Annotated in this window: 25 protein-coding genes; 5 read left to right on the plus strand and 20 right to left on the minus strand. The window is 42.1% G+C overall.

Translation table 11 applies throughout. The features are described 5' to 3' along the window. The first annotated feature begins 244 nt into the window (after positions 1–244). Positions 245–1,615 (plus strand): MATE family efflux transporter, encoded by a 1,371-nt coding sequence (locus GRQ40_RS09795; protein WP_066149056.1) that lies wholly within the window; start codon positions 245–247, stop codon positions 1,613–1,615. A 52-nt stretch (positions 1,616–1,667) separates the two neighbouring features. Here GRQ40_RS09795 and GRQ40_RS18755 read toward each other — a convergent pair whose 3' ends face one another. The 5 genes from GRQ40_RS18755 to GRQ40_RS09820 all read right to left on the minus strand — a co-directional run bounded on the left by GRQ40_RS18755 (position 1,668) and on the right by GRQ40_RS09820 (position 5,462). Continuing rightward, on the minus strand, positions 1,668–1,823 hold the full coding sequence (locus GRQ40_RS18755; protein ID WP_082741685.1) for a YjcZ family sporulation protein: 156 nt from the start codon (positions 1,821–1,823) through the stop codon (positions 1,668–1,670). A 44-nt stretch (positions 1,824–1,867) separates the two neighbouring features. Beyond that, positions 1,868–1,966, minus strand: a complete 99-nt coding sequence (locus GRQ40_RS09805) for a YjcZ family sporulation protein (protein ID WP_080861071.1) — start codon at positions 1,964–1,966, stop codon at positions 1,868–1,870. A gap of 331 nt (positions 1,967–2,297) precedes the next feature. Beyond that, positions 2,298–3,212 (minus strand): EamA family transporter RarD, encoded by a 915-nt coding sequence (rarD, locus tag GRQ40_RS09810; RefSeq protein WP_066149057.1) that lies wholly within the window; start codon positions 3,210–3,212, stop codon positions 2,298–2,300. A 417-nt stretch (positions 3,213–3,629) separates the two neighbouring features. Next, complete coding sequence (corA, locus tag GRQ40_RS09815) at positions 3,630–4,538, minus strand: magnesium/cobalt transporter CorA (RefSeq protein ID WP_044746000.1); 909 nt, start codon at positions 4,536–4,538, stop codon at positions 3,630–3,632. 60 nt (positions 4,539–4,598) lie between these two features. Further along, positions 4,599–5,462: a cation diffusion facilitator family transporter gene (locus tag GRQ40_RS09820; RefSeq protein ID WP_159719884.1), complete on the minus strand. Its 864-nt coding sequence runs from the start codon at positions 5,460–5,462 to the stop codon at positions 4,599–4,601. Between the two features lie 198 nt (positions 5,463–5,660). Between GRQ40_RS09820 and GRQ40_RS09825 the strand changes: the two genes are divergently transcribed. Together GRQ40_RS09825 and GRQ40_RS09830 are read left to right on the plus strand one after the other, a co-directional pair. Then, entirely contained in the window at positions 5,661–6,359 is a 699-nt protein-coding gene (locus GRQ40_RS09825) for a class I SAM-dependent methyltransferase (protein WP_066149126.1), read from the plus strand. Between the two features lie 69 nt (positions 6,360–6,428). Next, positions 6,429–6,689: a hypothetical protein gene (locus tag GRQ40_RS09830; RefSeq protein WP_066149060.1), complete on the plus strand. Its 261-nt coding sequence runs from the start codon at positions 6,429–6,431 to the stop codon at positions 6,687–6,689. 316 nt (positions 6,690–7,005) lie between these two features. On the opposite strand, the gene GRQ40_RS09835 is transcribed toward GRQ40_RS09830, so the two are convergent. The 3 genes from GRQ40_RS09835 to GRQ40_RS09845 all read right to left on the minus strand — a co-directional run bounded on the left by GRQ40_RS09835 (position 7,006) and on the right by GRQ40_RS09845 (position 9,441). Next, positions 7,006–7,854, minus strand: a complete 849-nt coding sequence (locus GRQ40_RS09835; RefSeq protein ID WP_236546217.1) for a M15 family metallopeptidase — start codon at positions 7,852–7,854, stop codon at positions 7,006–7,008. Between the two features lie 50 nt (positions 7,855–7,904). Continuing rightward, positions 7,905–8,609, minus strand: a complete 705-nt coding sequence (gene deoD, locus GRQ40_RS09840; RefSeq protein ID WP_066149061.1) for a purine-nucleoside phosphorylase — start codon at positions 8,607–8,609, stop codon at positions 7,905–7,907. Positions 8,610–9,045: 436 nt separating this feature from the next. Continuing rightward, positions 9,046–9,441: a hypothetical protein gene (locus GRQ40_RS09845; RefSeq protein WP_080861063.1), complete on the minus strand. Its 396-nt coding sequence runs from the start codon at positions 9,439–9,441 to the stop codon at positions 9,046–9,048. A 119-nt stretch (positions 9,442–9,560) separates the two neighbouring features. Here GRQ40_RS09845 and GRQ40_RS18315 point away from each other — a divergent pair, with 119 nt between their 5' ends. Then, entirely contained in the window at positions 9,561–9,716 is a 156-nt protein-coding gene (locus GRQ40_RS18315; protein WP_172798633.1) for a hypothetical protein, read from the plus strand. Positions 9,717–9,778: 62 nt separating this feature from the next. On the opposite strand, the gene GRQ40_RS09850 is transcribed toward GRQ40_RS18315, so the two are convergent. The 5 genes from GRQ40_RS09850 to GRQ40_RS09870 all read right to left on the minus strand — a co-directional run bounded on the left by GRQ40_RS09850 (position 9,779) and on the right by GRQ40_RS09870 (position 12,464). Further along, complete coding sequence (locus GRQ40_RS09850) at positions 9,779–9,958, minus strand: hypothetical protein (protein WP_044746003.1); 180 nt, start codon at positions 9,956–9,958, stop codon at positions 9,779–9,781. Between the two features lie 93 nt (positions 9,959–10,051). Continuing rightward, positions 10,052–10,369 (minus strand): YodL domain-containing protein, encoded by a 318-nt coding sequence (locus GRQ40_RS09855; protein WP_066149063.1) that lies wholly within the window; start codon positions 10,367–10,369, stop codon positions 10,052–10,054. Between the two features lie 322 nt (positions 10,370–10,691). Continuing rightward, positions 10,692–11,456 carry a sporulation protein gene (locus GRQ40_RS09860; RefSeq protein ID WP_159719885.1) on the minus strand — a complete coding sequence of 255 codons (765 nt, stop codon included), beginning with the start codon at positions 11,454–11,456 and terminating at the stop codon, positions 10,692–10,694. Then, positions 11,440–12,267 (minus strand): serine/threonine protein kinase, encoded by an 828-nt coding sequence (locus GRQ40_RS09865; RefSeq protein ID WP_044746006.1) that lies wholly within the window; start codon positions 12,265–12,267, stop codon positions 11,440–11,442. The genes GRQ40_RS09860 and GRQ40_RS09865 overlap by 17 nt, the downstream gene beginning before the upstream one ends. Before the next feature lie 2 nt (positions 12,268–12,269). After that, the gene (locus tag GRQ40_RS09870) at positions 12,270–12,464 is read right to left on the minus strand and encodes a hypothetical protein (protein ID WP_221212083.1); all 195 of its coding nucleotides are present in this window, start codon (positions 12,462–12,464) and stop codon (positions 12,270–12,272) included. 80 nt (positions 12,465–12,544) lie between these two features. Here GRQ40_RS09870 and GRQ40_RS09875 point away from each other — a divergent pair, with 80 nt between their 5' ends. Continuing rightward, on the plus strand, positions 12,545–13,666 hold the full coding sequence (locus GRQ40_RS09875) for a DUF2515 family protein (protein WP_066149066.1): 1,122 nt from the start codon (positions 12,545–12,547) through the stop codon (positions 13,664–13,666). Between the two features lie 34 nt (positions 13,667–13,700). Here GRQ40_RS09875 and GRQ40_RS09880 read toward each other — a convergent pair whose 3' ends face one another. The 7 genes from GRQ40_RS09880 to GRQ40_RS09910 form a co-directional block, all read right to left on the minus strand. Then, positions 13,701–13,877, minus strand: a complete 177-nt coding sequence (locus GRQ40_RS09880; RefSeq protein ID WP_080861053.1) for a YozD family protein — start codon at positions 13,875–13,877, stop codon at positions 13,701–13,703. A 243-nt stretch (positions 13,878–14,120) separates the two neighbouring features. Further along, positions 14,121–14,771: a hypothetical protein gene (locus GRQ40_RS09885; RefSeq protein ID WP_044746009.1), complete on the minus strand. Its 651-nt coding sequence runs from the start codon at positions 14,769–14,771 to the stop codon at positions 14,121–14,123. A gap of 141 nt (positions 14,772–14,912) precedes the next feature. Next, positions 14,913–15,131 (minus strand): YozE family protein, encoded by a 219-nt coding sequence (locus tag GRQ40_RS09890; RefSeq protein ID WP_044746010.1) that lies wholly within the window; start codon positions 15,129–15,131, stop codon positions 14,913–14,915. Between the two features lie 294 nt (positions 15,132–15,425). Further along, entirely contained in the window at positions 15,426–15,698 is a 273-nt protein-coding gene (locus GRQ40_RS09895) for a YokU family protein (protein ID WP_066149071.1), read from the minus strand. Further along, positions 15,695–17,098, minus strand: a complete 1,404-nt coding sequence (gene ablA, locus GRQ40_RS09900; RefSeq protein WP_044746012.1) for a lysine 2,3-aminomutase — start codon at positions 17,096–17,098, stop codon at positions 15,695–15,697. The genes GRQ40_RS09895 and ablA overlap by 4 nt, the downstream gene beginning before the upstream one ends. 83 nt (positions 17,099–17,181) lie before the next feature. Next, complete coding sequence (ablB, locus tag GRQ40_RS09905) at positions 17,182–18,021, minus strand: putative beta-lysine N-acetyltransferase (RefSeq protein WP_159719886.1); 840 nt, start codon at positions 18,019–18,021, stop codon at positions 17,182–17,184. A 36-nt stretch (positions 18,022–18,057) separates the two neighbouring features. Beyond that, the gene (locus tag GRQ40_RS09910; protein ID WP_159719887.1) at positions 18,058–19,332 is read right to left on the minus strand and encodes a peptidase; all 1,275 of its coding nucleotides are present in this window, start codon (positions 19,330–19,332) and stop codon (positions 18,058–18,060) included. Positions 19,333–19,347: the final 15 nt, after the last annotated feature.

Below are 19,347 nucleotides of genomic sequence, written 5' to 3' on the forward strand. Positions count from 1 at the left end.
CATGATTTTTCGGCCGCTTTTTATCGGCCAATGAAACAACCGCTACTCCATAGATTCGCGAATCTGTCGGAAAGCGATGTTGTTCGCCCGTTGACTTTCTCAAAAATCCTTTAATCTGCAAGGTCTATTTCCAGCAATTTCATTGAAGCATTGATATTGCAACCATCACACTAACGAAGCAGCCCATCAAGTAAAGGCCCTTGTGCGATTGATACCGCTTCGTCACTAAGAGGGAGGGACTTTTATGGAACAAACTTTTACTCTCAAGCAAAAAATGATTCAATTTTTTCATCTTCTCTTTCCAGTTTTCGTCACTCAAATCGGCCTTTATGCCATGAATTTTGCTGATGTGACCATGTCGGGGCATGCCAGCGCCCAAGATTTAGCTGGAGTAGCCATCGGTTCAAATATTTGGGTCCCTGTCTTTACTGGAATTAGTGGAATCCTATTAGCCCTAACCCCCATTATCTCTCAACATCTTGGCGCCCAACGGCATGAGCAAATTCCCTATTATGTCATTCAAGCGGTTTATTTAGCTGCTACCATCGCTGTCTTCGTACTTTTGATCGGCGCACTAGGAGTGGAGAGACTCTTGACAAGCATGAAACTAGAAAGCAGCGTGCAAGCCATTGCTTCCCGCTATTTATTCGCTCTTGCTTGGGGAATTGTGCCGCTGTTCATTTATTATGTTCTTCGCTGCTTTATGGACGCGCTCGGTCAAACGAAAATCACCATGTTGATTACGTTATCCGCTTTGCCCGTTAATATTGTGTTTAACTATTTGCTGATCTACGGACGCTTAGGTTTTCCAAAATTAGGTGGTGTCGGAGCGGGATACGCTACAGCCATTACATATTGGTTTTGCTGTTTTCTTTCTTTTTTTATGGTTTACAAATTAAAACGCTTTTCGCGATATCACATTTTTCAGAGATTATATCGGCTATCCCTTTTGGCATGGAAGGAACTACTGAAAATAGGAATTCCCATCGGATTTTCGATTTTTTTTGAAACCAGTATCTTTTCCGCTGTAACTTTACTAATGAGCGAATTCGGTACAATGACCATTGCTGCGCACCAAAGTGCCATCAATTTTGCATCGCTCCTTTATATGATTCCCCTAAGCGTTTCTATGGCTTTAACCATTGCCGTGGGTTTTGAAGTCGGGGCAAAGCGGCAGCGCGATGCTAAGCAATATAGCGCACTTGGTGTTGGAATGGCGGTCGCCATTGCTGTCATTACTTCTTTGCTGCTTTATTTCTTCCGCGGCGAAGTGGCCGCTTTATATACAAGTGAACAAGAAGTGCTGCTGTTAACCAAACAATTTTTACTTTATGCAATCTTTTTCCAGTTTTCTGATGCAGTAGCTGCCCCTATCCAAGGAGCACTACGGGGATATAAGGATGTAAATGCCACGTTTATTGCTGCTTTCTTATCATACTGGGCTATCGGATTGCCAGTCGGATATATTCTCGCCAATTTTACCGCTGCCCGAGCGTTCGGATACTGGATCGGATTAATTACTGGATTGGCTGCTGGCGCAATCTTTCTTTCATGCCGGCTCGTACTGATCCAAAAAAAATACAATCATCATAAAAAAGCAACGGAAGAAGCTTAGTCGGCTTCTTCCGTTTTATCTTTTTTTATTTTTTATTTTTAACTGGCTTTCGTTAGCACCAAGCTGCACCAACGATAATTAACAGGATAAACAAGACGACGATAAGCACAAAGCCACGTCCATATCCGTAGCCACCGAAGCCGCCGTAGCCACCATAGCCGCCGCAACCACCGAAGCCGCCATAGCCCCATCCGTATCCAAATGACATGCTACACCCCTCCTTTTATTGCCATGTTATGATGGCAGGGTGAATTAGTACACCCAGCCACCAACAAATGCTGCACCTACAATAATCAACAGAATAAACAATACAACGATTAACGCAAAACCGCCGCCATAAGCTGCACCCATCTTTGAGCACCTCCTTCGCTTTTGTACTAGTAGACTATTCACTTTAGGTGAAAATGGTTAGACTTTTTTATAAAAATGGGTATTTGTATATCATTCCATGAACCCGTAACGCTCGTTCATCCTTACATGCAACGCTGATCGATATCACTTTCTATGTGAGTGGGGGATGATCCGCCTTTGACGGTTAGGCGACCGTCCGTCATTTTTTACATATACTGTTCATTCATCATATGTATCGAGGATCATCAGTGAATCGATTGGATCTGAGTATTATGAGCTTTCATAAATAAAAAAATAGTCCTCGCATGGCGAAGACTATTTTTTATTTCGTTTATATTTTCATTGAATTTCGCTTTGGCAGTTGCAGCTGCTTCACATTTGCAAACGAAAAAATAAGCAGGGCACACCAAATACAACTAAATGCATAGACATGCGTCTTAGTGAATGCTTCGTGAAACAGAAAAACCCCAAATAATAAGCTTAACGTTGGCGAGATATATTGAAGAAAACCGAGCATTGTCAATGAAATGCGTTTGGCACCTTTCGCAAAATACAACAGCGGCAACGCTGTAACTGGACCTGCACCGATTAACAAAAGCGTTTGCCACCATGAAAAGGAAGGCAAATCTTGAGACTGGGCATATAAAAAAATGAGATAAATAAAGGACAACGGTGTCACCATCATCGTTTCAATCGTCAAACCGATGGCAGAATCAAACGATGTCAACTTTTTCGCCAATCCATAAAATCCAAACGACAACGCAAGCGATAACGCAACCCAAGGAAACTTTCCATATTGAAGAGTAATGAGACCAACACCGATAGACGCGAGTAAAAAAGAGAGCCACTGCCATGTGTTTAAACGCTCTTTCAGCACAATCATGCCTAAAACAACGCTAATGAGCGGATTGATATAGTAGCCAAGACTTGCTTCCACAATATGTCCGTGATTCACCGCCCATATGTAGATAAACCAGTTGCCGCTAATTAAGCATGAAGACGCAATGATCCCCCATGCTTGTTTTGGCTGCTTTACCATCTCAAAAAATTGCTTCCAGCATGAACGCATTTGTTTTGTTAACGTCAACAACGCAATCATAAAAACGAATGACCAAACAATGCGATGCGCTAAAATTTCACTCGCTTGACGCTCATCGAGCAATTTCCAATAAAGAGGTAAAACTCCCCACATCAAATAGGCTGCAGCCGTATACAGGATACCTACTTTTTCATTGTGTTGCTTCATTTTGCTTATCCCCTTTTTATGCTTCCGCTTTCGTAGGCTCAGAATCAGCTATCCACTCTCTGTCTGTTTCAAAGTATCTACTAAGAACCACCGAAGAGCAGGCAAATCTGACCTCCCTTCAAAAAACAATACCCCCTTTGTCTTGCCTGACAGCTTCCAGACCAAACAGCTATCATAATGCTACTATTATAAATCGTTTTACATAGCTTTCCAAGCAAAAGATCTTTTACAGAAAATTTCTCTCTCTTCTTCTCTTAGGGCGGAGACTGTTATTGGATCAAAATCACCACGGTCATCGGCAGATTTGCCTTCGTCATGGAACCAGCATAGCTCCATATTCATACAACTATCCAGTTATATCATCTATCGATGCAGCACCCGTCCTTCCTTTTCTTTTTACACTAATGGTCCTTTTGCTTATATAGAGCCGTCCTTCTTTTTTCCCCACCAGCCTTTTTTCTTAAAATAAAATGCAATCGCTATTCCTAATCCGCCCATTAATCCCAATGCATAAATGTACCCATATGTCCATGTTAACTCTGGCATCCATTTAAAATTCATCCCATACACACCAGCAACAAAGGTCATTGGCATAAAAATCACACTAACTAATGTTAACGTCTTCATAATCGTATTCATATGGTCTGATTTCAATGAAAGCTGTAAATTAAAAATATCTGATAACGTTTCCTTAAACGCATCAAGTGCGGCTGTACTCCTTGAGAATCGGCTTGACACATCCTGAAGGTAAGGACGGATTTTTTCGTTTATATGCGGAATTTCTGGATGGTTTAACGTTTTCATCATTTCTTCTTGAGCTTCAATCGTTTGGCGGAGCTCGTGAATTTTTACTTTCCAGCGATATACGCTATGGCCAATCTCATTTTCAAAAGGGGTTTTAAATACTTGTTTTTCAAGCGCTTGAATTTTATTGGCTATTTCATCAATCACATGTAAAAAATGAAACGTAGCTACATCTAACATCCGATAAAAAACAAAGCACGGATCAACCGCTTCTTCGGGATGATGAAGCAGCTTTTTCTCTACTTGCTCAATCATTGGCTCATCATTCTTTGTATAGCTAATCACATATTGCTTGGTGATAATAAGCTGTAAGCGGCTTACACGCCATTCCTCCTGGATCCAAGCCAGCGAAATAAAAAGACTATCATCATATACGTCAATTTTCGGTAAATGGCTCTCGCTCAAAAGAGATTGCGTTGCGAGTGGATGAAGCTTCAATTGTTCCGCCAGCAATTTCAACTCGTGTTTTGTTCTCTCGGTAAAATGAATCCAGCATTTCTCTGCTATTCCATCGTGTCGCATCGATACAATCCTTTCTTCATTACGGCATTTATTCTATAGTATGAAAAAAACCTTAATCATTTATGAACGATTAAGGTTGAAGGCTGGCTCAATATGAACATGAGTCATTTCAATTTGATGCTTGTTCCGCATCATCCGTTCCACTTCATCAGCGATTTCATGGCTTTTCGCCACTGTCAGCGCTGCATCAACATGAATGGTCACATCCAAAATGATTTGATTGCCCACCATTCGCGCTTTCACATCTGAAACATGCTTAACCCCTTCAATCTCAGCAATTTCTTGCTCATACACAGCTAAAATCTGTTCATCAAATCCGTCCGTCAACAAATGCGAGGTTTCAGCAAAAATGTGCCAAGCCGTTTTACAAATCATGATCCCAATCATAAAGGCCGCTAATGGATCAAGCCAAAAAAGATGAAACTGCGCACCAATAATCCCAACGACCGTCCCGATGCTGACGAGCGCATCCGATAAATGATCCTTTGCTGCTGCCGCCAATGCTGGGCTATTGACACGCTGAGAAAGACGATAATTAAATCGATACACTAGCATCATCACCAAAGTTGAAACGATTCCTACCCATGCAGCCAGCCATTGCGGCGGTTCATTTTGTTCTTGATGAAAAAGCGACAAAGCCCCCTTCAGAGCAACATCGATTCCAATAGACATCATAATAAAGGCGGCAATCAGCGATGAAATGTTTTCTGCCCGCGAATGTCCATATGGATGATTGTGATCTCTCGGTTTCTGCGCAATTTTTATTCCCGCTAAAACGGCAACAGAAGCAACAATATCCGTAAAATTGTTCCATCCATCGGCCGTCACTCCATCCGAATGAGCAATATAACCAATAGCAAGCTTCGCTGCCGCTAAGATCAGATAGCTCCCTATACTCACCCAAGCCCCAACTTCTGCTTTCATGCATTTCACCTTTCTTTTTCTATTTGCATGTAATAGTTTATCAGCATAACACCATGTGGGTCTACAACAACAAAATTGGCGTACAGAAGGACTATAGAGTAAGACAAACTTTTTCCTATTGAGGGAACTTTATTGCATAAAGGCAAAATTCACTCATTGCGCATAAATTATAAAAAAGAATCATTGGAGGACGAAAAATTGAAAACATATCTTGATGTTTTAGCAGAGTTAGGAATCGATAGTGCACATCCCGGCGGGCCTTTGTTAACCAAAGAAATATTACGTAAACTTAATATACAACCAACAACCCGAATTCTCGATGTCGGATGCGGAACCGGACAAACGGCTGCTTACATTTCCGAAACATACGGCGCTCACGTAACCGCTATTGATATTCATCCTAAAATGCTTGAAAAAGCCAAAAGCCGCTTTTCTTCCCTTCCGCAGCCGGTTCATCTATATCAAGCTTCCGTTGAATCTTTACCATTTCAACCTGAGCAATTTGATATTGTATTATGCGAATCTGTTCTTTCTTTCGTCAAACTGCCAAAAGCGTTACAAGAAATCTATCGAGCGTTAAAACCACATGGGAAGCTCATTGGTATTGAAGCGGCTCATGCGCAGTTGTCCGAAAGCGACAAAAAGGAAATTTGTTCGTTTTATCAATTTCGACAGCTTCTTACAAAAAAAGAGTGGCATCTTCTTTTACGCCAATACGGATTTCGTGCAATTCAAATGGCTGCCTATTCCGCCACCCAATATCCTGCCGACCAAACGATCTTTACACTGGAGACTCGTTTATCTGCTGAGACAATGGCGATCTTAAACACACATGAATATATGAAAAAACGATATGGAACTCAGCTTGGTTATTGCATATTTTCGTGCCAAAAGTAGACATTGGTACAAACCTCTTTTTTTTCGACACATACCCTATAAATATATCAATAAAAAGGAGGACTATACATGTCACAACAATGGTACGATGTCTGCTGCCGTTATCGCGGTCAAGTGGTGCGAATTCATGATCGATCCGGCAATGTTCATGTTGGCCGAATTACTCGCGTCACGCCCAATCGTGTCTATATCAGCCCTAATAACCAACGAAATTTAGGCGGATTTGGATACGGATATCCAGGCTGGGGTTGGGGCTGGGGTTGGGGATTTGGCTATGGAATTGCACTCGGTGCAATTGCAGGAATCGCATTAGTCGGATTATTCTGGTAGGCTTTCTCTTTTTCCTTCCTAAAAAACCGTACAGTATCCTTGCTCATGAATCTTCTCCATCTGCTCCGCAGATTTCCCTATTCACTAATGAGTCGAAAACATCTGCGCTTCAGTTTAGTTGCCTGTACGGTTAGAAGGATAAAAACGCAACTTCGCTTCCGTTTTAGCGTTCAAACGCATGGAGAAGATCGCCATCTGCTAAATGTGATTCATTCCTAGCGATTCTCGTGAGTTCCAGAACTCCCTAAATGAGCAAGCAGCGGATCCATGGTAGATCCGCTGCTTTTGTTTTGCATGATGAAAGCATAAGAAAACGCTATACTTTTTTTACAATCCGGAAATATTCTTCTAGCGTAATTCCTTTTTCAAAAATGACTTTAGCGGCTTTTGTTCCGACATAGCGCAAATGCCATGGCTCATACTCATATCCGGTAATCGCTTCCTTGCCCTTTGGATAGCGAACAATAAATCCGTATTCATGAGCATGGGCTGCTACCCATTTCCCTTCTTTCGTTTGGCCAAAAGCTTCCGTCAAGCCATTGCGGACGCTCGGGCTTGAAATGTCTATAGCCAGCCCTGTTTGATGTTCGCTTTGTCCTGGGATCGCCACAGCTTGAACCGCTTTCGCTTTTCCGTTCTTTCGCACTTCTTCATCAAATAAAACCTTTTGCCGATCATAAGATCGATATCCCGATACGGCTACAAGCTGGATACCCGCTTGACGGGCAGCTGTAAATAATTGTTCGAGAGCGTTTGCCGCTTCTTTGCGCATATGCCGCTTTTCGACATTCGTTTCAGAAAAAGAAAACGGTACATTTGGAATGACTAAGTCACTTGGTTTATAGGTAGATGGCAAACTCTGTTCCTTGTTCACCATCGCCAATATATTAGCAGGGTTCATAATGACCTTCATGCCGCTTTTTACTTCAACTACATTCCAATATTGCGATTCAAGCACTAGATCCGGATCTGTTGGCGGCTTTGTTTCTTGCTCGGTCACTGGCGCTTTCGTCTCATTGCCTTGTTCCTTTGTATTCACTTTTTCCGGATGCTGATCTGTCGGCTCCGTTTGTTCTTGCGACTGATGCTGCATATGTTCTTTTTGCGTTGCGCAACCACCGAGCAGACACGCTGCCGCTATGGCTGTGATGATTACTTTTTGCATGTTTTTCACCTTGCTTTTGAGCATTCTTGGCTCACTTCGAATTGTACGGATTAAGAACGGATCACCGCTTCTAAAGCGACTTCGATCATATCATTAAACGTTGTTTGACGCTCTTGCGCTGTTGTTTCTTCGCCAGTTAAAATATGGTCGCTCACCGTTAGAATCGAAAGGGCTTTACGGCCAAATTTAGCGGCTAATGTATAAAGTGCAGCTGTTTCCATCTCAACCGCCAACACTCCGTAACGCGCCCATTTTTCAAACTCTGCATTTTCGTTATAGAACATATCGGCTGTGAATACGTTCCCTACTTTTAGCTGCAGGCCCTTTTCACCGCCAATATCATATGCTGTTCGCAGCAAATCAAAGTTCGCTGTTGGCGCATAGTCCACAGCCCCAAACGTGGCACGGTTCATTTGTGAATCAGTTGATGCGCTCATGGCCAAAATCACGTCGCGCACCTTTACATCTTTTTGAATCGCTCCGCATGTGCCTACACGAATCAGCGTTTGGACGTTATAGCTTTGCATCAGTTCATTTATATAAATCGAAATAGACGGTACCCCCATTCCCGTTCCTTGAACAGAAATTCGGTGTCCTTTATATGTACCTGTAAAACCAAACATGCCGCGTACGCGGTTGTAGCACGTTGCTCCTTCTAAAAATGTTTCTGCGATATATTGTGCTCGAAGCGGATCTCCTGGCAGCAAAACTTTCTCAGCAATTTCATGTTCTTTCGCTTCGATATGGATACTCATTCCATGTCCTCCTTCAAAAATATCGTTTTACTCAACCATTGTACACTCTTTACTGAATATGCACAATGGTAAGAATGATGGATCGTTCCACACACGGAAGACGGAATGAATCATCTTTGAAAAATCGACGGCAAGAGACCATTCTATGGACCTGTCTATGCTATTGATGCCATAAAAGCCCAACTATAAATCCATATTGATACAAATATAAACATTTCCAGTTACATCTGTCCCAATCCGTGCAACGAGCGGCCCTTTTTTTTATATTATGAACATCTTTTTATTTAATTCATGATTAAAAAATTTTATTAGTAGGTACAGTTAGAAGAAGATTTCGTAGGAAAAGATCAGAAGCACAAAAAAGGTAGGGAGTGTCCTCCCTATTTTCTCTACTGACCACATTCATATAGAAGAAAAAGCAACGATAGCCAAAAAGCTAGGAAGTCTTCGATTGATAGTTATCATGCCGCCCCCGAGCTAAATACTCCTCTTTAATATACAATACCTTTTTATCAGGACTTATTATATATTTTTTCCTTTTTCTTTCGTATTTTGAAAATCCGATGCAAACAAGGGCATAGATTGGCAACAGCAGTTGAATGGCTCCAAAATATACATAAAAGAATGACGGAAACGAGGGCCGACTATTCGCTTCGCTTAATATATAATACAAGCCAGCAATGATTATGCCAAGCAACAGCACATTGGCAACATGCAAACTCGAAATTTTTCTGCGCCGGTTAAACTTTCTCTCTATGACTGCTTTTATAGACAATAAAACCATTGTCAATATTACCGAAAGAAAAGCAGAAGCGATTAATGCCGTCATCATTCTTCAATCTCCTTCCTTTATTTAGCATTTAAAGTCAAAACCCTGCAAAAAATCTCCAACGATAATCCTAATAGAAGCAGCACATACTAATAGGCAAACAACACAAAGGAGGCGAAACAATGGGGAAAAAACATCGAAACCGAATAAACGGACAGAAGAAGAATAATCATATTCCAAAAGAGGCGCTACAGTCAGAAAACGCAGCACATGCTAAGGAGTATTCAGCAACCGGACGAAAAAACGGTCCCGGCCATCACGACAATCCTGACAGCTAATACGTCTTACAAAATTTAACGGTAAAACGAAACAAACCCTTGCTGAACACAAGGGTTTGTTTTTACGACGATGAATCTACTTCATCCAGCGCGAGCGTCACAACCTTCGTATAGTCTCCGCGCGCAATTTCCTCTTTTGAAGCTTTTTGTCTCAATTCTTCATCATCGTCTATTCCCGGCGCCACAGTCGGTGGCTCTTGTTGCCGTTTCAAATCCTCGCCTCCTTTTTTATTTTTATCCATTCCCTTGTGTCCACGAAACTATTCGATTTTTTTCATTGTAGCATACTTTCTCAACAAACAAAATAATTTTTTAGAATTTTCAAAAATTAATCATTATCGAATGTGGACACGATTGATTTTTTTCCATCCTTCTGCGCAAAGCTTGTAATACGTTTTTCCGTACGTTCCTTCATCAATGAGGACAACATCTCCTGTACTAACATACCGCGCCTTATAGTCTTTTGGAAGCAAATCCGCTACGTTAAACATGCGATAAATCATCGCCAGTGCTTCATCATGCGTAGTAGCATTGACCGTTAAACGATAAACAGGCTCATATCCCTTCACCTGTCCGTATCTTGGCGTCTGCAGCAGTGTCGCATCGTAGATTTGCCGTGATTTCAACATTTTTTTCACTAAAAGCCGAACCATATAACATCTCCCTTTCTTTTCTTTTATCAATTTATTAGTCATGTTGACTGTCGATTCCTTTAGCAAAATAACAGTTGTTTTGTCGAACTAAAAAAAGATCGGGCTTGTAGCCCAATCTTTCAGATTTCAGACAAAATTCATTTTGACTTTCCCTATCTCTCCGACATCCACTCATTTCGAATGTTCCATCTTCAACTGTCTTGACGCTTTTCAGATAAGAAACGCGGCTGAGCAAAGATGCGAATCGAATCAAGACGTTCATCAACGAGGCAAGTGGCACAGTATGAAAGCGTTTGTTCATCGTCTGCTTGTCGCTCCATTTTTAGCAATACGATTGTAGCAAACGGGAAAGCTTTTGAGGAAGCTGGGCAATTTCAGCAGTGGTGACGCGAAACCGAACATGCGATTCATCTAAATCCATCGCTTCTGCCAGCAAGCTGCCCAATCCACGCGCCCGACGATCAATCTGCATGTATATTTCGACTTCATCTTTCGAAATCGGCGAAAATACAAGTTTAATCTCATCCAATTTACTACGGAATGATCCGGCTTTCGGAACATACTCAAATTCTTGAACAAAAGGAAGACCGTTCGCACCTCGCGCTTTTTTACATTCCGCCTCACGCAATCGAAATCCAAGCTGTTCCACAGCCGCTAATACAGCGGTCATGACCGGAGACGGTTCAACGCGAATATAATCTTCATCTGTTGGGTCAAGCGCTTGCTTGATATCCAATCCTGTATGAATCCATACCTTTGTCCTTCCAACAGAAATCGGTGTCTCAATCGGGAGAGTAAAACGAAAAGGGATTTGCCGCCTCTCATGAGCTCCGATCGTAAACTTGTCAGTGATGCGCCATTTGCCAATCAACGCATGGCGCGTGCTTTTTCGATCATCAATCTCCACTGTATACGTAGTATAGAGAGAAATATAAATATGATCAATTTCTTGCGCGCTGCTGCCTCCTATGATATCGACCACTCCCTGAACATCGTCGCCGATCATAAGCCTTTCAGATATCAGCTTGGCATCTACTTTAGCCGCTCCTATTCCGATGCTTGCCAACATTTTATGAAACAATGACATGCTTGTTCCTCTCCTTCCGTTTGAGCATGCAATCAATATCCTCCTTTAATGACGCGATCTCGTCATAAGGCTCCGTAATTTGCAGCATCCTTCGCAAAATGGTGCGAGCGAAATTCGATATTTCCAATTCTTCTTCCCAGCTTCTTTCCTCTTTCGTCGTCGGCTCATAGGAAGAATAGAGCAAAAACAATAAAAAGTGTCCCAATGCATAAATGTCGCTTTTCACATCAATCTGCCGGCGTAGCTTTTTTTCCAGAATATATGTTTCTATATGAGGATCCTGTTCGGATAAAAAGCGCGCCAGACCAAAGTCGATAATGCAAACATCCTCATCGCGCAGCAAGATATTCGGGATTCGCAAATCACGATGAACAATTCCTTTTGCATGAATATACTCAACAATCGTTAATACTTGTTTTAATAATTGAAAGGCTTCTTCTTCCGTAAATACTTTTCCCTTTGCGAAGATAAGCGATTCTACCGTGTCCCCCTCCATATACTCCATTACGAGATGGGGAGTATGACGCACAGTAAACGTGTCGTATAAAGCAGGAATTTGCGAGTGATTGAGTTGCCTTAAAATAGCGGCCTCTCTTCTAAAAGAATCTTCTCTTGTTTTCCGCTTCCGCTTTCGCATTTGCTTGATCACGACTTGTTTATTTGTGTGCAAATCGTTCGCCAAATACGTGATGCCATAGCTTCCCATCCCTAGCTCCTGTATGATTTCGTAGCGGCCATACAAAACAGCTCCTTTTTTATAGCGCCGTTCGAATATTCGCTGAATGTTCGTGAAAAAATAAGAAAGATTCATGGTTAGCTGCTAAAGAAGCTGGAAAAAAAGCTTCCGCTGCGATGCTTCTTTTTATAATGCCCATGACCGTAATGAGATGGATGAATATGCTTACGATATTTTGAATAATGATCGCTGCTCGAATAATGTGGCTTATGGTGGCGGCGCGAAAGGTTTTCTTTCAGAATCGACTTCATGATTTTTCTTAACACTGCCATCGCTCCCTTTGATCCATAGTCCCTTATATATACGTCAAAAGGCAAAGGAAGTTTCAAAAAGTTTTAAGGAGATACTTGCAATGGACAGTTTTCACAATTGGATCGCCAAGATTTCTCACCCATTCCAATCACTATATCGACATCTTTTATATCGGGAGTCCATTCCGATTGCCTCATCTTCTATATGTGAATACTTATGCCGACAGTGGGAGAAGCCAGAAAAAAGCCAGCCGTTCACGGACGAAGAAAAGCGTCTTATCTCCTGGATTCGCCAACAAACAAAACATCATAACCGCAATAACGTTACACGTACACAAGCGTATCTTTCTTTTTTCACACGCTTTCCCGAGATTCATTGGGCGCTTGTAGCACATCTCGTTTCGCGTAATGGAGGCTGGAATATGACTGATCTCAAAGGCGGGTTAATCCCATCGATTATTGGCCATGAGCAAATTCAGCCGCTTTTTTTATTTTTAGAACGAGCCAATGCCTTAATCTTCCACGATGCTTATCCTCAGCTTTTGCTATATGAAGCAAGCAGGCAACATAACAAAGCGCTGTTTCATCTGCTTCCCGCCTTCTCTGTTTCTTCATTTATGCGCCCGTTTTGGGAGTATTTTTATCAAACAAAGGATTCTCCACTATTGACCGTAGCACTCATTATTAACGAGCAGCAATATATTCAACAGCGGGTCGTTGACCATCCGTTCTATCAACGGCACGTTCTTGATTCTTTTCCATTTCTCATTCAGCAATGGCTCGGATTGAATGATTTATTGATTCCTTATGTGCATAACGAGCGAATCCATCTTGCTGGGATCACGGCTCGTGACTTCGCTGATGTATATCACCGCATTCAGATAGGAAAAGCTCTTTATGGCATGCTGTTTTACCGAAAGCGTATTTTAAGAGGCGTGGGCCGTTTTGTTAGCCAAACCAAGCATACAGGATCGCGCGCTGATTTTTGGCCGCATATTTTTTCGGCGATCAACCATACAAAAGCCGCTCATATCTACAGCCCGCACTTACAAGAAGCGTGGGCTGATGTGACGCATCGTTTTTCTGATCGCCGCGATTGGTTTCACGATCTCGCAATCCTACAAGAAATCAAACAACTTCCATTCGTCAAAGCGCCAGAAATCACCAGTCATTATAAGCAAAATCTCAAAAAGCTACTTGCTGCCACAAAGTTAACAAACTAAAAACGACGAGGTCATCTCGTCGTTTTTTCTTTTCTTATTCATCATCATCCATTTCTTCATCAATAATGCATTTCTCAATTAAGTAGTCAAACGTAATATCCGCCATCTCCTCAAGCTCCATCCGCGATGGAACAAAACCGCGGCGAATCAGTTCTTTAAAAAAAAATTCCGCAATTTCTTCCGTATCAATGACGACCTCGATTTCTTTCATCCTATCGCCCCCTTTGTATTGTTGTATGTGGCAAAACTCCGATTTATGTCAAAAGATTTTTTCATCCGTATGTATGCAAAAAAAGAGTCGCTCATACATTAGAAATAGCAAAACAAGGGAGGGGTTGCTTTGAATAAAATGGACGAAATCATTGATCATGTCATGGAAACCGTCACAAACAGCCTATTTTTAGCGATTGTTTGCTTAGGTATCCCTTATTTTTTCTATATACTTATCCAATTTTTATGATGGTAAATCTTTCTTTTGGACAAGCTTTTGTAAACGAGTGACTGTCATTTCCATCATGCTCTTATACTGTTCGTCGCCAAACCATTCATATAGCCGTTGATAATCGTTATAAGCATCTAACAGTTGATCGATTGATCCATCCTCTGTCGGGCGTTCTGGAAGCGGTAAATACGAAGAAAGCAATTGATGCTCACCAAGATACCCAAGGAGTGTGATATCTTGTAAAACCGTTACCGATGTTTCTTCTGAAGACGCGATGGAAATGACATCCTCAATATTCGCCTCGATTTCTAAACCGTCCTCTAAGCGCTTTAGCTCATATACAATTTCCTCCCAGCTTTCTTCTTGATAACGATAGATCTCCGTCCGTACACCAATAATTTTAAATAAATCGTGATCATAATTGTGGACATGCACAAGCTCACCAAGAAAGAAAGGAAGTTCAATTTCAATTTCTTCCGCAATGAGCACATCACCGGAAAATTCTGATAGCAATACAAGCGATTGTTCCATAAATAAGCTTTGACTATGATTTACTTCATACAAAAACATATCATCAACATGCTGAATGTCAGTCACCATCCCTACCGTTCCATACAACGTATTGACAACAATATCGCCAAGCGCAAATTTTGGCGTCTTCATCAAGTTTCCCTCCCTTCGATCAAGTGCTATAGTAAATTATATGCAGATAGAAACAAGCGGACACTCATTATCCAAGGAATATGCAGAAATCCAATTTCGTAAGCGATCGAATGAAAAAAGAGCGTTCTTGCTTGAACGCGCTTACGCTTCTTGCAAAAAACGCTCCCATACTTCATCAAACACCGTCATGCTTTCTACATAATCCCCATTCATTTCTAAATAACGGCTGATTTCATCGTAATCAGCTGAAGCTTTTGGAAAACCGTGATCATGATAAACCCCATTCGCCAAGCGAACAAATGGGTCATCTTTTTTTCCATCGCGAAATCTCAGCAAATATCGATAAAATGAACGCTCCATTTCTCTCATCCTCTTTTTTATTCATTCTTCTGCTGCTTGTCATTTTAATGGGTTTCATGATATTTGTGAAGAGATATTTTCATTTCATAAGTGTGAATGATCCATTATTTTACAAAAACAGAGAACGATCTGGTTAAACATTGGCTTCTCTTCCTCTTCCTTCGAATAAGAACGGCAGCAGACATATCCGTTTCGCCAACGTTTGTTGTTCGAGAAGGGCTTGCGTCTAAGGCAGAAAAGCGAGGAATCAAGCGACATCCATAGGTTTTTAGTGAATCATCCACACATCTGATGTTATTTAAAATAATTTCTTTTTAAACGGCGCGGCTGGCTCATTAGCTCTTCATAAGTGACGGTACTGGACAAACGGCTCGTATCAATTAAAAAGAGCTGATCCTCAATCTCTTCAACCACATCATCTTCTTGATACACCATTTGGCAGTCCGGACAGGAAATGCTTGGAGTATGGGTAATTTCAATAGCCCGAAGCCCGTCTGGCAGCTCCCAATAAACGGTTTGTTTCGTTTCTTGAGCTTGTGAAAACCCGCACCAAAGGCATGTAGTCATTCCTTCTTCATCTCCGTTTCATTTGTTTTTTTCAACATCGCTTGATATTTTTTCTCTTTCAGTTCATCTCTTTTTTCCCGCAAATCCTTTAATGATTTATGAGCAGGATCTGATTCATACATTTTTCGCCGTTCAATGCGCTCTAATTTTTCAGGAACAATCGAAAATCGTGTGTCATTGGCGATGCCGGAAATACCCGCCGTTGATTGCTTCTGATCCATATCCGGAAAAATTTCTTGAAAATAGGCCTCCGCTCGATTGGGAACATAACCCTTCGGTTCCGGATAGGACGTAATCACGCCTTCATAATTGCGCAAAATCACTTTTTCTGGCGTTTGTGAAATGAGGTAGTTCGGTTGCAAGGCAATTTTCCCGCCGCCGCCAGGAGCGTCAACCACAAAAACCGGCACGGCATATCCCGAGGTGTGTCCCCGCAATCCTTCAATGATTTCTAACCCTTTTGATACAGGAGCGCGAAAATGGCTAATTCCTTCTGATAAATCACACTGATAAATGTAATACGGACGCACACGAATTTTCACTAAATCATGCATTAGTTTTTTCATGATTGGAACGCTGTCGTTAATTCCCGCTAAAATGACGGCTTGATTCCCCACAGGAACGCCGGCATCAACCAGCATTTCACAGGCACGTTTTGATTCTTCCGTAATCTCAATGGAAGTATTGAAGTGGGTATTCAGCCATACTGGATGATATTTTTTTAAGATGTTGCATAAATTTTCGGTAATCCGCTGCGGAAATACCACTGGAGCTCTTGTGCCGATGCGAATAATTTCAACATGGGGAATGGCTCGCAGTTTTTTTAAAATGTACTCTAAAATTTGATCATTGACTAATAAAGCATCGCCACCTGACAATAAAACATCGCGCACTTGTGGAGTTTGTGCGATATAATCAATGGCAACATCCAGCTGCTTTTTTGGCACCCCCATACCGACCTGGCCGGAAAAACGTCTTCGCGTACAGTAGCGGCAGTACATCGAGCATTGGTTCGTAATTAAAAAGAGAACACGGTCCGGATAGCGATGAGTCAGTCCCGGAACGGGAGAATCTTCGTCCTCATGCAGCGGATCTTCAAGGTCGTATTTTGTTTTATACTGTTCTTTTCCAATTGGCACAGACTGCATGCGAATCGGGCAGCGAGGATCATCTGGATTCATCAATGAGGCGTAATAAGGAGTAATGTTCAACGGGATGGTTTTAGCAGAAATTTTCACCCCTTCTTCTTCCTCTGGTGTTAAATGAATGACCTTTTTCAAATCATCAAGCGTACGAATCGTATTCGTTAATTGCCAAAGCCAATTATTCCACTGCTCTTCTGTGACATCCTTCCAAAGCTCGATTTCCTTCCAATGGCGTTTCGGCCGATATAGACTCATAGGTAGTAAACCCTCCTTTATTTGATCGTCGTGCTGCCTTTTTTGGCTTGCTACCATATTTATGCGTTTTTACTAAAAAGGCATCATGTCGCCGACAAATCTTTTACCCATATATTCATATCTTCTAAATCATTAAAAATATAGCAATTATTAATCAGCCGGCCGCTATAACGATAGCCTAGCTGATGGAAGGCAGCGTTCATTCCATACGATTGCGCACGGGCCAGCGAGTAAGCGCAAAAAATGCCTTGTTTTTTCAGTTCCATTTCTAAAAAGCGAAGCAAATGCTTCATAAGTCCATGCTCGCGATGCTCAGGAAGCGTAGCACAATCCGTAAGCTCTGCGTTGTAATACATCCGATTCACTTCTGCAGATGCGGCACTGACAATTTGCTTGTCATGCTCGATCAGGCAAAAGAGCGCGCCTTTTTTCAAAATGCTCTCCATATATCCAAGCTCGTGCAATGGAGAGGGATAAATTTTAAAGACTGTTCGATATAGCTCGACAAGCGCCACAGCGTCCGCTTCTTGCGCGTTCCGCAGCTTATAAAGGTCAGGAAGCGGCGACAAGGAAGAGAGCGGCGATTTTGTCTGAATGTCTGCCACCATTTGATCCTCTGCCCATTCATGCCCGCTCATGCGCCTCTCTTGCTGAAAATAGTAGGTAAGAATATGAGCGTCACTCCCATGAAAGTATCCTTGAATCCATCCTTCATAGCGAAATCCTTTTTCAATGAACAATGGCACATGCTCGTTTCTCGCTTTAACAATTAATTTGCTATATTTCTTTTGTTGAGCGGCGGTTTTGATAGAATGAATAAGCGGTAAAACGCTCCCGCGATAATCTTCGACGCGCAACCGTTCATTAAAATCATCAAAGACGACAGAAGCGGCAAACTGCGTTTCTTCAATCCAGTCGTTCATATCACTTCCCCTTTCCTCACAAATGGCCAAAAGATTTTAGACTGATGTGTCCATTTCACACCAATCGATCATCGTTAATGCAATCATTTCTGCCGCTTCCAGCATCTGCGATATTTCAATATATTCATTCGGATAATGGGCCACTGCTGTCGTTCCCGGACCAAACACAACGGTAGGGATCTTTCCGACTTGTGTAAGAAGCCCTCCATCTGTTCCCCATGGTGCCGCCTCAATCACCGGTTCCTCCCGCTTCACATGACGATACGAACGGCTCAATGCTTGCATGAGCGGATGCGTTGGTTCAATCTCGCTTGGCAGCCATTGCGCGCCAAACCATTTTAACTGAACAGGATGCTCTCGAAGCCATTCATCTTGCTCATTGCATTCATGAATGGCGCGCGCCATCTCCTGCTTCGCCTGCTCAATCGTTTCATTTGGCGCTACCCCCATTCTCCCTTCTAAAACCACACAATCAGGCACAGATGAAGGCCATGTTCCTCCATGGATCGTACCGACATTAATTGGAATTGGAATCGGGATATTTTCGTACAGCGGATCGACCATGCGTTGATTTCTTTCTGTTTCTAACTGCTGAATCCTTGCTAAAATAAGCGATGCCTTCTCAATCGCACTCACTCCTTCATAACGTGTGCCGCCGTGTGCCGATTTGCCTGAGACGATCAAACGGAACCAGAGAGAACCTTGCTGCTTTGGAAATAGTTTCATATTTGTCGGTTCAGGAATGATGGCCCCGTCCGCTTGGTATCCGCGCAAAACAGCAGCTAAAGTGCCTGCTCCACCGCTTTCTTCTTCAATCACACTTTGAAAAATCACGTTTCCTTTTAACTTGATACCAAGGGATTGCAGTGCCTCGATCGCCAATAAGAGCGATGCGGTTCCTCCTTTCATATCAGAGGCGCCTCGTCCATATACTTTTCCTTCCTTTATCTGTCCGCTGTATGGATCATCTTTCCATTGCTGCGTATCTCCCTCAGGAACAACGTCAATATGGCTATTCAAAATAAGAGACCGCCCTCCGCCTGCTCCTTTCCATATAGCTACAACATTCGGGCTATTTCTAAAGCTAGTGCGTGCTGATACAAAATATGGATGCTGTCGCAGCTTTTCGATATCCGGCTCCCATATATCAAGCTCTAACTGCAGCTGCCGACATTTTTCGATAATGAGCGCTTGTGCGTTTGCTTCATTTTTTTGTGTGCTCGCCTCTTGAACAAGCCGCCTTAATAATTGGATGGCTTGATCCTGATTTTTTAAAATCCATTGATGAAGCTGATTCTGTATATCTTTCATTCTTTCACCTCTTTT

The organism is Anoxybacillus sp. PDR2 (assembly GCF_009834045.1).
Taxonomy (GTDB): Bacteria; Bacillota; Bacilli; order Bacillales; family Anoxybacillaceae; genus Anoxybacteroides; species Anoxybacteroides rupiense.